Origin of the sequence: Pseudoclavibacter sp. RFBG4, assembly GCF_002931515.1 — a bacterium.
Lineage (GTDB): Bacteria > Actinomycetota > Actinomycetes > Actinomycetales > Microbacteriaceae > Pseudoclavibacter.
Map to the genome: position 1 here is coordinate 6,213 of NZ_PSYC01000051.1, position 14,363 is coordinate 20,575.

Below are 14,363 nucleotides of genomic sequence, written 5' to 3' on the forward strand. Positions count from 1 at the left end.
CGACAACCCACCAGCGAGCGGCCGAGACGGAGCTCAGGCAGCGGCGCGGCGCGCCGGCAGCGCCCCTGCCCCTGCCCCGCGCCCCCTTGTCCCGTGCCGCGCCTGCCTCTGATGCCGGGTTCGTGATGGCTTTCGGTGACCGTGATGGGTTTTTACCCATCATGGGTCGCCGAAACCCATCACGCGCATCCGAGAAACCCATCAGCGTCGCGAAAAGCCCGCACGAGCCTTTCCTATGCCGGCCCCGGCGCACCGGTGAGACGCAGGCGGCGTCCCGGCTGTGGATAACGCGGAGGAGACGGCGCGCGTCCGTACTCTGGGCGCATGTCTGGACCCGAGAACCTGCCGGATGGCACCGCGGCCGGTCCCTTCAGCGTCGGGGACGGGCGTCTCGCGGGACTGACGGCGGGCCAGCTGAACTCAGCGGAGTTCACGAGCCCGCACCGAGGCGTGCGGATGCGCGGGATCGCAACCACGCCCCTCGAGATCGCGCAGGCGTTCGTGCCGCGCCTCAGGGAACGGAGTGCTCTCGGCGGCGTGACCGCTGCCCGCGTCTGGGGTCTCCCCGTCCCGTGTCGCCTCGATGGGGACTCCACGGTGCACGTCCTCGTGCCGGCGGGCCGGAACCGGCCGGCGGGGCGCGGAATCCGGTCGCGAAGCATCCATGAACAGTTTTGGGATGCCCGCGATCTGCAGGGCGCGCCAGTCGCCTCGCCGGCGCTGACCTGGGCGACGGCCGCGAGACATCTCGAGGTCTCCGAGCTGGTCGTGCTCGGCGATGCACTCGTCGCGACTTCCACGAACTACGAGCGGCTGGTCCGGCCGAACACCCCGCCCGACGGCGCGAGGACAGCGCCGCCACTTGCTTCACTCGAAGAGCTGGCGGGCATCGCGAACGCCTGGGGAAATCGCGAAGGGGGAGCGTCGCTGAGGATCGCCGCCGCACGGATTCGCTGCGGAGTGGAATCTCCGATGGAGACCTGGACCCGGCTGGTGATCGTCGCCGCCGGCCTGCCAGAGCCGGAAGTCGGCGTCGAAGTGTGGAATGGTCCAGAGTTCGTGGGACGTGTCGACCTCGCGTATCGGGCGCAGAGAATCGCCATCGAGTATGAGGGTGACCATCATCGGACCGACAAGCGACAGTGGCGGAAGGACATCGGGCGCGTCAACCGCCTGCAGGAAATCGACTGGTTTGCCATCCGGGCCACCGCGGCGCAGCTCTGGCCGACGCCGACACGCTTCGTGGACCAAGTGCGCGCCGCGCTGCAAAGAGCTGAGGCACGTGATGCGTAGCGGGCTGCGGCTCCGCCCGGCGCCAGAGGGCACGACATCGAAGCTGGACCTGGTAGCGCAGCCCGCAGCCCTCACCCTGCAGCCCTCAGCCCTTCCGGCCGACCATCACCGACCGCGGCGAGTAGTCCTGGCCCCTCCAGTAGAGCATCACGCGTTGGCGGCCGATTCGGTATTCGTCGCGGCTTCGCTCGTCTTCGTCCGGAGGGAGGGCTTCTTTCGGGTCGCCGAGGTGCTCGAGGACCCCTTCGCGCGTGAACGGGGAGAGCCCCGTGATCAGGTGCGCCGTGCGCGGGTAGTTGGCTTCCGGGGCGTTGCGGTGCGGGTGGAAGACGAGCTCGACGCATCTCACCGCGCCGCCCTTCATCCCCACGATGAGGGAACGATCGGTGCTCCGGTAGGCGCACTGGTACGCGCCGGAGCGGTTGATCTCGATCGGTCCGTCGATGAGTCGGAGCAGCGCGAGGGTCGCGGGGTCCTCGATCTTCTTGCCAAGCGCGGCCGCCGCAAGCGTGAGGTCCCCGGCCACCGTGCGCTTCGCGTCGCCGTTCACGCGCATCGTCGGCGGAGTGGATGCGGTTGGGTCGAGCGCGTCGACGAGCGCGGTGAGGCGGGCGACTTCCCTGGCATCGTCGTCGGCCTCGGAATCCTGCGCGGATTGCTCGCGGAGCAGCGCGGCTGCTCGTCCTTCGTCGCGGTGCCGCGCGAACCGAGATGCCTCGGCGGTCTCTCCGGCCGCCGCGAGCTGCGCTTCGACGATGCGGTGTCCGTTGAGGAGCGAGAGGGCTCGCTCGCTGACCAGCAGCATCCCATCTCGCTGGGCGAAGTCGTGGTCCGTGTCTGGACGGCCGGTGGGCGCGAGCCGCTCCCAGCGCTCCGGGAACGCGCCGGCGTACGAGACGAACTCCGGCGATTTCGTGACGGTCGCCTCGTGCAGCTCGAACCCAGTGAGGTCCGAGGCGCGCAGGGCGTCGGCGAGTGCACCGGTGACGACGAAGTCGGGAAGCACGCTGACGAGCTCATCCCCGAGCCAGCCCGCGAACTCGCAGCGCAGCGGGTCCGCCTGCGAGCGCGCGCCATTCGCATCGTGCATCCATTCGGCTCCGGCGCCGACGGTTCCGGTCGCTTCAGGTTCCAAAGCGTGGTGCTGCATCGTGGCTCCTTCTCCCCGAGTTCCTCTCGAGTTCAGCTTCGGTCGATCGCGGCGTGCGCGGTCATGCGCGGGGCGGTGCGGGCAGGTCCCAGATGTCGGCGAACCGGGCCGCGATCGCTGGCTGGGTCCAGATCAGCGACAGGCCGGTCGCCGCCGAGGAGATGCTGTTGAGCTCCGGGGCGAAGACCACGAACTCGTGGGAGATGGGCCGGCCGGCGCGGTCAGCGCGTCCTTCGGGATCAGGGAAGCGCAGCGCCGCCCGGTCATCCCCGAGATGCCAGAGTTCGGAGTCGTCGCCGAGGCTCGAGAACGCCTTGTCGTACTCGGGCAGGGGGTCGGCGTAGCCGCCGTCGAGGAGGAAGCGATGCCCCCAGGTGCGGCCCCTTGTGGCCCAGATGAGCTTCACTTCTTGCTCCGGAGGAGAATGCCCTTGCGTTCGGCGTCTTCGAGGTCGAGCTTGAAGCGCGTGAGCATCGCCGTGAGGTAGTCACGTTTGGCGAGCGCCTCCGCGTTGACCGCCTTGAGCTTGTCGCCCGCGAGCGAGGCTCCGCGTTCGATCGCATCCTTCGAGACGAAGGATGCGGCGAGCCCGGCGAGCAGGCCGAGCGGTCCCGGCAGCTTGACCTTTTTGATGACGAACAGGGCCCCCATCGCCGCGACGCCGGCCACGTCGCCAGCCTTGCCGAAGATCTTCTCGGCCACCTTGCCGCCGTCGTGCAGCGTCTTTGCCCACTTGACGTGGCGTTCGAAGGGGAGGATGGCGGCCAGAGGGAGGACGGCGTCGACTCCGACGCGCTCGGTCACTTCGATCTTGCCTGGCTCGAACTTCGCGGAGGAGAGCAGGATGAAGTCCTCGGCGAACGACATCGCCTCGGGTGCTTCCACGAAGCCGCGCAGCTCCTGGCGCAGCTGGTCGAGCTCGTCGCTGACCTTCTCGACGAGAAGCGCCTTGAATCTGTGCGCATCCATCTCGGGAAGCAGGTCGGATTTGGACAGCGCCAGCACCCAGATGCGAGGGAACTGCGTCAGGGGCTTGCTGTCCTTGAGGAGCTCGGGCTTGAGGCGGAGCAGCTCGGAGCGGATGTTGGTGAGGAGCGACTTTAGATACAGCTCCTCAGAGCCCTCGTTCTCGAGGAGCAGCTGCCCGTCGACGAGCAACAGCGCGACGTCCGAGCTGAGCAGCGCCGTGAAGGTCTCCACTCGCCGACGGGTCTCCTCGGCGCCCACCGCGGACTCCTCGAACCACTCGCCCGGGTAGTCGTGCCAGACGAGGCGCAGCGCGTCGAACGGCTTCGATTGCTTCGCCCGCTGCTGGGACCAGGCCTTCGGCCGAACCATGAACGAGTAGGCGGTGTGTGAGAAGCGAGTGGATGCGGGCACCTTCGCTGCGTTCTTCATGCCGAGGTAGCTCTGGTACAGCTTGTCGCTCTGCCCCGTGTCGTCGGCGACGACCTCGTACAGGTTGTCCTTCGCGAACTGCGGCTCCTGCGTCGGGCCGTAGAACGAGGAGACGAGCACCGTCTTCCCGCTTCCGCTGCCGCCGAAGACAGCGATGTGCTGCTCTCGCGTCCTGCTCTTCGCTGATGCCATGGGCGCGTCTCCTGCGGGTCGGGGGCGGGTTTCCGCGGGTCTCGCGGAAGTGGTGCGCGGAGCGTCGAGCCTAGGCGTTCGCCTCTGCGGCGTCCTGGGAACTGTCGCCGGGTATGCGCTCCGCCTGCTCGAAACGACCGTTCATCGCAGGATCGTGGCCGCACGTCGCACAGACGGCGTCGGCCACTGGCTGTTCGCGCGAGTCCCCTTTTACGGTGTCTGGACGCAATGACGCGAAAGGCTAAGGAGCCACCATGACCGCACCCTCGCTGCAGAGACGCGACGACGATGACGAGATCATCACCGACTCGAAACTTCCACCGGTTGCCGTATCGGAGGAGGACGACCGGAAGCGGTGGACCTGGCAGAAGGTCATCGTCTGGAGCGTCGTGGCCCTGGTCGGCGGGATCGCCTGGACGATGCTCGCGATCGTCCGCGGTGAGACGGTCAACGCGATCTGGTTCGTCTTCGCGGCGGTCTCCACGTACCTGATCGGCTACCGCTTCTACTCGAAGGTCATCGAGAAGCACCTGCTCAGGCCGAACGACCGGCGTGCGACTCCCGCGGAGGTCAAGCACGACGGCAAGGACTACGTCCCCACCGACCGCCGGGTGCTCTACGGGCATCACTTCGCGGCGATCGCAGGAGCCGGGCCGCTCGTCGGGCCTGTGCTCGCAGCTCAGATGGGCTACCTCCCCGGCACGATCTGGATCATCGTCGGCGTCGTGTTCGCGGGTGCGGTGCAGGACTACACGGTCCTGTTCTTCTCCATGCGACGAGGGGGCCGCACCATCGGCCAGATGGCGCGTCAGGAACTCGGCAAGATCGGCGGCACCGCGGCGATCATCGCCTCGCTGCTGATCATGCTGATCATCGTCGCGATCCTCGCACTCGTCGTCGTCAACGGACTCGGGGAGAGCCCTTGGGGCGTCTTCTCGGTGGGCATGACCATCCCGATCGCCTTGTTCATGGGCGTCTACCTGCGGTACCTGCGCCCGGGCAAAGTGACCGAGGTCTCGATCATCGGGTTCGTCCTGCTCATGGCCGCCATCATCGGCGGCGGCATGGTGGCTGAGACCGAGTGGGGCCAGGCCATCTTCGGGCTTGATCGTCTGAGCATCGCGTTGGGCATCATCATCTACGGATTCATCGCAGCCGTGCTTCCCGTCTGGCTCCTGCTCGCGCCCCGCGACTACCTGTCGACGTTCATGAAGATCGGCGTGATCGTCATGCTGGCGGGTGCGATCGTCGTCGTGCGCCCCGAGATCACGGTCCCAGCCATCTCCGTCTTCGGGGAGTCCGGGCTCGGCCCCGTCTTCTCTGGCCCGCTGTTCCCGTTCCTCTTCGTCACGATCGCGTGCGGAGCGCTCTCCGGGTTCCACGCGCTCATCGCGTCAGGAACGACGCCCAAGCTCGTTGAGAAGGAGAAGCAGACGCGCTTCATCGGCTACGGCGGCATGCTCATGGAGTCATTCGTCGCGATCATGGCGTTCGTCGCCGCGCTGTCTGTGGATCAGGGCATCTACTTCGCCATGAACTCGCCCACTGCTGCCACGGGGGGAACCGTCGAGGGGGCGGTCGCGTTCGTCAACTCGCTTGGGCTCACGGGGGTGAACCTGACCCCGGAGATGCTCACGGGAACGGCTGCGGCGGTCGGCGAGGAGTCGGTCGTGTCGCGCACGGGAGGCGCTCCGACTCTTGCGCTGGGGCTCGCGCAGATCATGCAGCAGGCGATCGGCGGGCCGGCGATGATGTCGTTCTGGTACCACTTCGCGATCATGTTCGAGGCGCTCTTCATCCTGACGGCGGTGGATGCGGGAACTCGCGTCGCACGGTTCATGCTGCAGGATTCGCTCGGTGCCTGGTTCCCGAAGTTCCGGAACGTGTCCTGGCGTCCCGGAGTCTGGATCTGCACGGCCATCATGGTGGCCGGCTGGGGTGCAATCCTGATTCTCGGCGTGACCGACCCGCTTGGCGGCATCAACACCTTCTTCCCGCTCTTTGGCATCGCGAACCAGCTGCTCGCCGCCATCGCGCTCGCTGTGGTGATGGCGATCATCGCCAAACGGGGTCGTCGCTACCTGAAGTGGATCTGGATCATCGCCGTTCCCCTGGTCTTCACGGCGATCGTGACGATCACCGCCTCGATGATGAAGATCTTCTCGCCGGAGCCCACGATCGGGTACTGGGCCAACCACTTCCGGTACCTCGACGCGCAGCGTGGCGGCAGCTCCGAGCTGGGAACGCCGGAGGTGCTCGAGGCGGTCATCCGAAATACAGCCGTGCAGGGGACGCTCTCCATAGTCTTCGTGGTGCTCGCCATCGTCGTCATGATCTCGGCGGCCATCGTCACGGTCCGCGCCATCCGAGCGGGCGGCGGGGACAACACGGAGGACCCGGCGGTGGCATCCCGCCGATTCGCGCCGGCAGGCCTCCTGCCCAGTCCACCGGAGAAAGAGCTCGAGAAGCGGTGGCAGCCGATCCTGGCCCAAGAGCACAAGCCCCGATCGCACCACTAGGAGATGCCATGTCCGAGTCGACCGTGACCAGAACGTCGCGCGGCGCAGTCGTGTTCGCGGCGGTCCGGCGCTTCACGCGGGGCGTGCGCTGGTACATCACGACGCTCATGGGTGATCACGCGTACGACGACTACGTCGCGTGTCACCGGGATCGCCCAGGCGAGACGCCGATGACGGAACGGGAGTTCTGGCGGGAGAAGTCCGACCACCAGGACCGGAATCCTGGCGCTCGATGCTGCTGATGGAGCGAGAACGCTGGCGATTAGGCTGTCCGCATGGATGACAGCGTCGTCGTGGCCGCCGTCGCGGGCCTCGTGGCGGGGGGAGCGCTGAGCCTCGCGCTCTTCCTGGCACGGCGCTTCGCGCGGGACACCTCGGGGCTCGGCGGCGATGCCGAGCAGGCCGCCTACCGGGCGCTGCACCAGGCGAGCCTCGCGGCACCCCACCTGCGCGAGGGCGTCGCGTCGGACCGGGTGCCCCGCGCGGCGCAGCACCTGCGCACGCTGCTGGGTTCCTCAGCTGCCGCGATCGTCAGCGACGAGGGCGGTGTGATCTTCGATACGCGGGCGCCGCACCTGGAGGAGTCGGCCCGCCAGGTCGCGGAGCGCGTGCGGTCGACCGGCCGGCCTCAGGTCTTCCGTCAGGGCCGTCACTCGGATGCTCCGGATGCGGTGGGCGCTCCGATCCTCGTCGATGGGACGACCATCGGGGTGCTGGTGGCGTTCTCGTCACCGGTCCGCGGAGCCCTGGTGCGGGTGGTCCGCGAGGCAGCCGACTGGTGCGCCGCGCAGGTGGAGCTCGGGGAGCTGGACACCTCTCGTTCGGCGCTCGCGGAGGCGGAGCTGCGGTCGCTCCGCGCGCAGATCTCGCCGCATTTCATCTACAACGCGCTGACGGCGATCGCCTCGTTTGTGCACGTCGACCCGGATCGTGCGCGGGAACTGGTGCTCGATTTCGCGGACTTCACGCGGTACTCGTTCCGGAGGCAGGGGGAGTTCACGACGCTTGCGGACGAGCTGGAGAGCATCCGGTCCTACCTGGAGCTCGAGCGAGCCAGGTTCGGGGACCGCTTGAACGTGACGTTGCAGATCGCTCCCGAGACACTGTCGACGGTCATCCCGTTCCTCTCCGTGCAACCGCTCGTGGAGAACGGGATACGGCACGGCTTGGAACCCGTGGAGGCTGGAGGCACGCTGCGCATCGCCTCGTACGATGCGGGCGCTCACACGGAGATCGTCGTCGAGGATGACGGGGTTGGGATGGATCCGGAGACGCTGAGGAGCCTGCTGACGACGGAGAGCAAGGGAGCCCATGTGGGTCTTCGCAACGTCGATGCCAGACTGCGTCAGGTCTACGGCGAGGCCGGCAGCTTCCACGTCGAGACGAACATCGGGGCGGGAACCCTGGTGCGGATGCGCGTGCCCAAATCGCAGTCTGAGCACAACCCCGATCTGCTGCGCGCGGAGTCGACGACATGATGCGTGTGCTTGCCGCGGACGATGAAGTACCTGCGCTGAACGACATCTCTCGCCTGCTCCGCGCTGACCCGCGCGTCGAGGACGTCATCGCCTGCACCTCCGGGGTCGACGCGCTTCGCCGCTTCGACGCGCATGCCGTGGACGCCGTGTTCTTGGATATCCACATGCCTGGACTCCTGGGCACGGAGCTTGCGCGTTCACTGCAGGCCGTCCCTCGGCCTCCGGCGGTCGTCTTCATCACCGCCGACGAGACGCGTGCCGTCGAGGCGTTCGAGCTGCGTGCGCTCGACTACCTCCTGAAGCCGATCCGAGCGGACCGTCTCGGTCGCGCACTCGATCGCGTCGAGGATTTCCGGGCGAGCTCGCCCGAGGTGGAGGACGAGGTGCTGACCATCAGTCTCGGCTCCGCCATTCACCTCATGCGTCGCAGCGAGGTCCGCTGGGTCGACGCGGAGGGCGACTACTCGAGGCTGCACACTGGCAGAGACCAAGGCAGGCTCATCCGCGTGCCGATCTCGGAACTCGAACGTCGGTGGGCGGATGCAGGTTTCGCTCGCGTGCACCGATCCCACCTCGTGCGTACGAGTGCCATCACGGAGTTCCGGCTCACCGGCGCTGACCCCGTCATCAAGCTCGGTGAGGTCGCCATTCCCGTGAGCCGCCGCCTTCTGCCTTCCGTTCGCCGGATAGCTCGAGGCGAGGCGTCGGCGTCGTGAAGGACAAGCCCAAGCGCATTCGGGTGAGCGGCGACGGCTTGAAGGCGGGGGCGGCTTCGCGTCGCGCCTCGTCTCCACCCGAGGTGGAGGTCGACGAGGTGGAGTCCTTCTACGCACAGGAGCTGCTGCGAAGTCAGCTGCGTCTGGGGCTCGGCGTGCTCGGCGCGTTCATTGCCGTGATCGCTGCGATGTCACTCGCTCTCGCCGCGCTTCCCGCGCTGAACGAGGAGACGCTCATGGGGTATCCGCTGGCCTGGCTCATCCAGGCGTTCGGCTTCTATCCGGTCATCTGCGTCTTCGCGATCATCTACGTGCGTGCCGCCTCCAGCAATGAGAAGCGCTACTTCGCGCTGTTGGGCGACCAGTGAACACCTCGTTGAATCTGCTTGGCGTCGCACTTGTCGTCGCTTCGGTACTGCTCATCGGCACGTACGGGCTGAAGATCTCGAGAACCACAAGCGACTTCCTCGTCGCATCCCGCAGCGTGCGGCCGATCTGGAACGCGTCCGCCATCAGCGGCGAGTACCTCTCCGCTGGGACCTTCCTCGGGCTGTCCGGGCTCGTGCTGCTCGAGGGTGCCCGCGGGTTCTGGTTCCCGATCGGATACGCCGCCGGATACCTGCTCGTCCTGGTCTTCATCGCCGCCCCGCTGCGCAGGAGCGGTTCGTACACGATCCCCGACTTCCTGCAGGCCCGATTGAATTCGCTGCCCGTGCGCCGGGTGACGAGTGTCGCGGTGCTCGTCATCGGCTTCCTCTACATCGTCCCGCAGCTCCAGGGTGCCGGGATCGCGTTGACCGTGGTGGCGGGGGCTCCCGAATGGGTCGGCGGCGTTGTCGTGACCACGGTCGTGACCTTCGCGGTCGCGTCGGGCGGGATGCGCGCTATGACGTTCGTGCAGGGGTTCCAGTACTGGCTGAAGCTCATGGCGGTGCTGGTGCCCGCCGTGTTCATCGGAGTCGCGCTGGCAGGCCGAGCGGATCCGTTCACGCTGAGCGAGGTGTTCCCAGCGGACGCTGGTCCGGCGGGTTTCGACGCCTACGAGTCGATCTCCCTGATGATCGCCTTGCTGCTCGGAACGATGGGGCTGCCGCATGTCCTCGTGCGCTTCTACACGAGCCCGTCCGGAGGTTCCGCGCGGCGGACGACGGTCATCGTCATCGTCATGGTGAGCGCCTTCTACGCATGCTCCAGCGTGCTCGCCCTGTTCTCGCGAGTGCTCGCCCCGGATCTGGCCCGACCGGGTCTCGCTGACACCGTCGCGTTGGTGCTTCCATCGAGGGTGTTCGACGGAGTGACCGGCCAGCTCCTCACCGCGCTTGTCGTTGCCGGGGCGTTCGCCGCCTTCATGGCGACGACGGCGGGTCTCGTGGTCGCGCTTGCCGGGGTGGTCAGCCGCGATCTCCTCAAGGGGACGGTCGGCTCGTACCGGTTCTCGGCACTGCTCTGTGGCCTGGTTCCGCTTGCCTTCTCTCTTGTGAGCGCCCCGGCCGGCTTGGTCTCGAGCGTCGGCGTGGTGTTCATCGTCGCCGCATCCACGCTCGCGCCGGTGCTCATCCTGGGGGTGTGGTGGCGGGGCCTCACCGCGGGAGGCGCCATCGCGAGCATGGTGGGCGGTGGCGTCTCCAGCGTCACTGCACTGCTGCTCGGCGCATACCTGAGCGAGGTCGGATCCCCGAGCCCGCTCCTGTCGCAGCCTGCGGCGTGGACGATCCCGCTGGCGACGATCCTGGCTGTACTCGTCTCCAGGGCTTGGAAGCGGACCGATCAGGGGTCGCCGAATCAGTTCTTCCTGCGACTCCACACGCCCGAGCGGCGCTCGGTGCCGCCCTCGGCTGGGTAGCGGTTCCGGGGAGCGACGCGTGGGCTGCCCCGCTCAGGCTTGCTGCTCGGGGGCGTCCGAAGGCAGAGCCGCCGGCCCGTCGCCGCCTCCCAGCTCCGCGAACTTCTGCGTCATCGTCGGGTTGCCGCGCGTGAGCTTCTTGATGGTGACGTCCTGCGCCTTGTCGTTCGCGAGGCGCAGGTTGCGTTCGGAGCCGAGGAGCGCATCCTTCACCTTCTGGAGCCGGGCGATGGCCTTGTCGATCTCGTCGATCGCCTCCCCGAAGCGGCGGGATGCGAGCTCATAGTTGCGGCCGAAGGCGTGCTGGAACTCGTCGAGTCGCTCCTCGAAATTCGTGACGTCGACGTTCTGCGCCTTCACCGACGCGAGCTCCGCCTTGTACTTGAGGGCACCCGTGGCCGCCGTGCGCAGGAGGCTGATGAGGGGGATGAAGAACTGCGGCCGAACGACGTACATCTTCGGGTAGCGGTGGGAGACGTCGACGATGCCCGTGTTGTAGAGCTCGCTGTCCGGCTCGAGGAGGGAGACGAGGACGGCGTACTCGCAGCCCTTCTCGGTGCGGTCCTTGTCGAGCTCCTTGAGGAAGTCCTCGTTGCGCTTCTTCGTCGCCGTGCCGTCTGCTTCGTTCTTCATCTCGAACATGATCGACACGATCTCCGTGCCGTCGGTGTCGGAGTCGCGGAAGATGTAGTCGCCCTTGCTGCCGCTGCGAGCGTCGTTGTCCTTCTCGAAGTACGCGTTCGGGAAGGCGGTGGCGCGGAGCTGGTTGAAGAGCGTCTCGCAGTGCTGCTCGAGGGTCTCCCCGAGCATCTTCGTCGACAGGCGTGCCTTCATGTCCTTGAGGCGCTCGATGGCGTCGTCGCGGTCGCGCAGCTGCGTCTCGTACTTGTCCTTGAGGGAGTTCTCGACGAGCTGGCGTTCGAGCTTCGCCCGCTGCAGGCCGTTCTTCAACTCGTCGCGTTCCTTCTCGACGCGTCCCACGGCTTCGTTCACGGCCAGCTTCTTCTGCGTCTCGAGCGCGCCGAGCTTCGCCTTCAGCTCCTGGATCTCGGTCTCCTTGGCGGATGCGGCCTGCTGCAGTTCGCTGGCACGCCGCGCCTCCGCGAGCTGCTCTGCCGCCTGGCGTTCCTGTCTGGCCGTCGCGAGCTCGTTCGTGAGCGTGTCGCGTTCCTTCTCGATCTTCTGCAGCGCTTCGGCGATCGCCAGCTTCTGCGAGACCTCACCCGCTTCGAGCTTCGCCTTCAGCTCCTGCAGCTCGGCGTTCTTCTTCGCGGCGGCCGCCTCGAACTCCTGCACGACCCTCGACTCGGCCAGTTCGATCTCGGCGCGCTTCGCCTGCTCGGCGAGCTCGAGCCGCTCGTGGAGGTCCTTCTCGAATTCGCCGTCGCGGACCTGCTTCGCGATGTCCGCGTATCCAGCCTCGTCGACCTTGAACGCCTTGTGGCAGTGGGGGCAGGTGATCTCGTGCACGTCAGTTCTCCTTGCAGTGCGTCATCGGCGATGCTCCGTGTGGTCATCGTAAAGCGCGTCAGCCTCGGGAACGCTCCCCGGGTGTCCGAATGCGAACCAACCGGTGACTGTGGAGATGAGGCCCCTAGCCTGGGCGCATGACGGAACCGGAACGCTCGGAAGGCTCAGACAGGAAGTCCGCGAACGCGGTCGGGATCGGGATCGCGCTCGGCCTGCCGTTCGGCGCGGCGATCGGGATGCTCCTGTTCGAGAACCTCGCGCTCGGCGCTGGCCTCGGGATGCTCGTCGGTATCGTCATCGGCGCCGCCTACCAGGCGAGATCGAAGTAGCGGGGCCTACTTCGCCGCGAGGTGCCCGATCACCACGTCGACGCGGTCGCCGACGTCCTTCTTGAGTTTCTTCCTGAGCGCCGCGCTCACCGAAATGAAATGGTCGCCCTGCCCGGTGGGCATGAGCGCGGAAGTCACGGCCAACCCGTCGACGGTCGTGTCGGCCTTCACCGACTTGCCGGTGCCGAAGAACTCCTTGGAGCCGGGCACCTCGATGACGGACCACGAGGGCATCCATTCCGGGTTCACGATTTCACCACTGAAGACGAGCTTGTCGGTCATGGGGTGAGCGTAGCTCGCTGGTGTCAGACCTTGCTCGGTGCTCCAACCGCCGCGGCTACCTTGGCGACGGCGGCCTCGAGGCCCAGCTTCACCGAAGCCGCATCCTCCGACTCGCGGATGAACGCCTTCGCCCCGCGCGGCATGCCGCAATAGTCGAAGACGCCGTGCTCGATCTGCGTGCTGAACGACTCCTCATAGCCGTGCCGCGCGAAGGCCGCCTCCGAGAAGCCGGAGACCGGCAGCAGGTGCGCCGTCAGGTGCCCGAGCTTCCCCAGTACGCGGCCGTCGTCGCCCAGCTCGAAGGCCCACCCGGTGATGAAGACGCGGTCGATCCACCCCTTCAGCAGCGCCGGCATCGACCACCAGAAGACGGGGAACACAAGGACGACATCGCTCGCGCGGTCGAGTCGCGCCTGCTCGGTGAGCACGTCCGGACCTGTGATCGCCCCGTCCTTGTAATCTGCGCGGTCGCGCGCGGTGAACCGCGGGTCGAAGCCCTCCTGCGCGAGGTGCGCGAGCTCCACCTCCACGCCGTCTGCTTCGAGGCGTTCGCGCAGCTGCAGCGCCGCGGCGTGGGTCAGGGAATCTTCGTCGGGATGCGCGGTCACGATGAGCGTAGGCATCCCATCATTCTCGGGGTCCCACCTCCGACCACGCTCAGGGACGCCGGCTCGCCGATGCAAGACGCTCGGCGAGAGCCGTGGATGCCTCGACGAGCTGCTGCGGGCCGAGCACCGTGAAGTCGGCGTCGAACCTCGTGATCGACGCGAGGATGCCGGTCCACGACCACGAGCCGAGCAGCAGTCGACAGGAGGAGTCGTCGACTTCGGCGACCGTCGCATCCGGCAACCACTTCGTTGCTTCGCGCGCCGGAACGCGGAGGAGCAGGTCGCCCGTGCACGGCCACCGGTCTTCCGCGCTCGAACCTGTGAACCGCGCCGCGAGGAAGGCGGCGGCGTCGCCGCTCGGCAGTCGCCGCTCCTCGAAGCGGGCGCCCAGCTGGCTCCGCGGCGCGATCCGGTCCACTCGGTAGACGCGCCACTCACTCCGGTCGAGGTTCCAGGCGACGAGATACCAGCGCCCGTTCCGTGCGAGCACCGTGTGCGGTTCGACCCGCCGAGGGGGCGTCGGGGTCGCCACGTCGACGGCCGCGTGCGACGAGCCGCCCGCGTAGTCGAACCGCAGCACGCGGTGCTCCTGGGCCGCTCGGCTCACGAGCTCGAGCACTGCTGGATCGACGAGCTCGCTGGCCCGCGCGCCGGTCGCTCCCGTGAAGCGGATGCCATCGACCCGGTGCCGCAACCTCGACGGCATGACCTGTCGCACCGTCTCGAGGGCACGCGCGGCGGCATCGTCGATGTCGACTCCCAGCGCGGGCGCACCCCGGAGTGCCACCGCGATCGCGACGGCCTGCTCGTCGTCGAACCGCAACGGTGGCAGCTCCGAGCCGGCCGCGAGGCGGTAGCCGCCCGCAGGTCCCTTCCACGCCTCGATCCGGTAGTCGAGCTCGCGCAGCCGGTCGATGTCGCGGCGAACGGTGCGCGGAGTCACGTCGAGACGTTCGGCGAGCTCCAAGCCCGACCATTCTCGCCGAGTCTGCAACAGCGACAGCAGGGTGAGGATGCGCGAGGAGGTTGCCGAGGTCATGCGATCAGTGTCCCCCGAGTAGAGGACCGAACCCGTCCGCTACTGC

The 14,363-nt window shown here is 67.5% G+C and carries 15 protein-coding genes; 8 read left to right on the top strand and 7 right to left on the bottom strand.

Annotated elements, in window-relative coordinates:
* Positions 1-456 precede the first annotated feature (456 nt).
* Positions 457-1,293 carry a hypothetical protein gene (locus tag C5E10_RS17105; protein WP_146080323.1) on the top strand — a complete coding sequence of 279 codons (837 nt, stop codon included), beginning with the start codon at positions 457-459 and terminating at the stop codon, positions 1,291-1,293.
* An 85-nt stretch (positions 1,294-1,378) separates the two neighbouring features.
* Here the strand turns inward: C5E10_RS17105 and C5E10_RS17110 are convergent, their stop codons facing one another.
* From C5E10_RS17110 to C5E10_RS17120, 3 genes are all read right to left on the bottom strand, one after another.
* Positions 1,379-2,443 (bottom strand): hypothetical protein, encoded by a 1,065-nt coding sequence (locus C5E10_RS17110; protein WP_104332663.1) that lies wholly within the window; start codon positions 2,441-2,443, stop codon positions 1,379-1,381.
* Positions 2,444-2,504: 61 nt separating this feature from the next.
* The gene (locus C5E10_RS17115; RefSeq protein WP_104332664.1) at positions 2,505-2,849 is read right to left on the bottom strand and encodes a hypothetical protein; all 345 of its coding nucleotides are present in this window, start codon (positions 2,847-2,849) and stop codon (positions 2,505-2,507) included.
* On the bottom strand, positions 2,846-4,033 hold the full coding sequence (locus C5E10_RS17120; protein ID WP_104332665.1) for an ATP/GTP-binding protein: 1,188 nt from the start codon (positions 4,031-4,033) through the stop codon (positions 2,846-2,848). The genes C5E10_RS17115 and C5E10_RS17120 overlap by 4 nt, the downstream gene beginning before the upstream one ends.
* Positions 4,034-4,287: 254 nt before the next feature.
* Here C5E10_RS17120 and C5E10_RS17125 point away from each other — a divergent pair, with 254 nt between their 5' ends.
* Genes C5E10_RS17125 through C5E10_RS17150 form a run of 6 tightly spaced genes read left to right on the top strand, consistent with a single transcriptional unit; the run spans position 4,288 to position 10,589 of the window.
* Positions 4,288-6,552: a carbon starvation CstA family protein gene (locus C5E10_RS17125; RefSeq protein WP_104332666.1), complete on the top strand. Its 2,265-nt coding sequence runs from the start codon at positions 4,288-4,290 to the stop codon at positions 6,550-6,552.
* An 8-nt stretch (positions 6,553-6,560) separates the two neighbouring features.
* A complete protein-coding gene (locus C5E10_RS17130; protein WP_104332667.1) occupies positions 6,561-6,794 on the top strand; it encodes a YbdD/YjiX family protein in 234 nt (77 codons plus the stop codon).
* Positions 6,795-6,827: 33 nt separating this feature from the next.
* Positions 6,828-8,030, top strand: coding sequence for a sensor histidine kinase (locus tag C5E10_RS17135; protein ID WP_104332668.1), 1,203 nt, complete (start codon positions 6,828-6,830; stop codon positions 8,028-8,030).
* Complete coding sequence (locus C5E10_RS17140; RefSeq protein WP_104332669.1) at positions 8,027-8,746, top strand: LytTR family DNA-binding domain-containing protein; 720 nt, start codon at positions 8,027-8,029, stop codon at positions 8,744-8,746. Before C5E10_RS17135 ends, C5E10_RS17140 begins: the two co-directional genes overlap by 4 nt.
* Positions 8,743-9,114: a heavy metal transporter gene (locus C5E10_RS17145; protein ID WP_104332670.1), complete on the top strand. Its 372-nt coding sequence runs from the start codon at positions 8,743-8,745 to the stop codon at positions 9,112-9,114. The genes C5E10_RS17140 and C5E10_RS17145 overlap by 4 nt, the downstream gene beginning before the upstream one ends.
* Positions 9,111-10,589: a cation acetate symporter gene (locus C5E10_RS17150; RefSeq protein ID WP_104332671.1), complete on the top strand. Its 1,479-nt coding sequence runs from the start codon at positions 9,111-9,113 to the stop codon at positions 10,587-10,589. The genes C5E10_RS17145 and C5E10_RS17150 overlap by 4 nt, the downstream gene beginning before the upstream one ends.
* A 33-nt stretch (positions 10,590-10,622) precedes the next feature.
* Here C5E10_RS17150 and C5E10_RS17155 read toward each other — a convergent pair whose 3' ends face one another.
* On the bottom strand, positions 10,623-12,059 hold the full coding sequence (locus tag C5E10_RS17155; protein ID WP_104332672.1) for a DUF2130 domain-containing protein: 1,437 nt from the start codon (positions 12,057-12,059) through the stop codon (positions 10,623-10,625).
* 137 nt (positions 12,060-12,196) lie between these two features.
* Between C5E10_RS17155 and C5E10_RS17160 the strand changes: the two genes are divergently transcribed.
* Positions 12,197-12,388 (top strand): glycine zipper family protein, encoded by a 192-nt coding sequence (locus C5E10_RS17160; protein ID WP_104332673.1) that lies wholly within the window; start codon positions 12,197-12,199, stop codon positions 12,386-12,388.
* A 6-nt stretch (positions 12,389-12,394) separates the two neighbouring features.
* Here the strand turns inward: C5E10_RS17160 and C5E10_RS17165 are convergent, their stop codons facing one another.
* The 3 genes from C5E10_RS17165 to C5E10_RS17175 are packed head-to-tail and all read right to left on the bottom strand — an operon-like array spanning position 12,395 to position 14,317.
* Positions 12,395-12,670, bottom strand: a complete 276-nt coding sequence (locus C5E10_RS17165) for a DUF1905 domain-containing protein (protein WP_104332674.1) — start codon at positions 12,668-12,670, stop codon at positions 12,395-12,397.
* A gap of 23 nt (positions 12,671-12,693) precedes the next feature.
* Positions 12,694-13,293, bottom strand: a complete 600-nt coding sequence (locus C5E10_RS17170; protein ID WP_104332675.1) for an NAD(P)H-dependent oxidoreductase — start codon at positions 13,291-13,293, stop codon at positions 12,694-12,696.
* Positions 13,294-13,327: 34 nt separating this feature from the next.
* Positions 13,328-14,317 (bottom strand): YafY family protein, encoded by a 990-nt coding sequence (locus C5E10_RS17175; RefSeq protein WP_104332676.1) that lies wholly within the window; start codon positions 14,315-14,317, stop codon positions 13,328-13,330.
* Between the last annotated feature and the right edge of the window lie 46 nt (positions 14,318-14,363).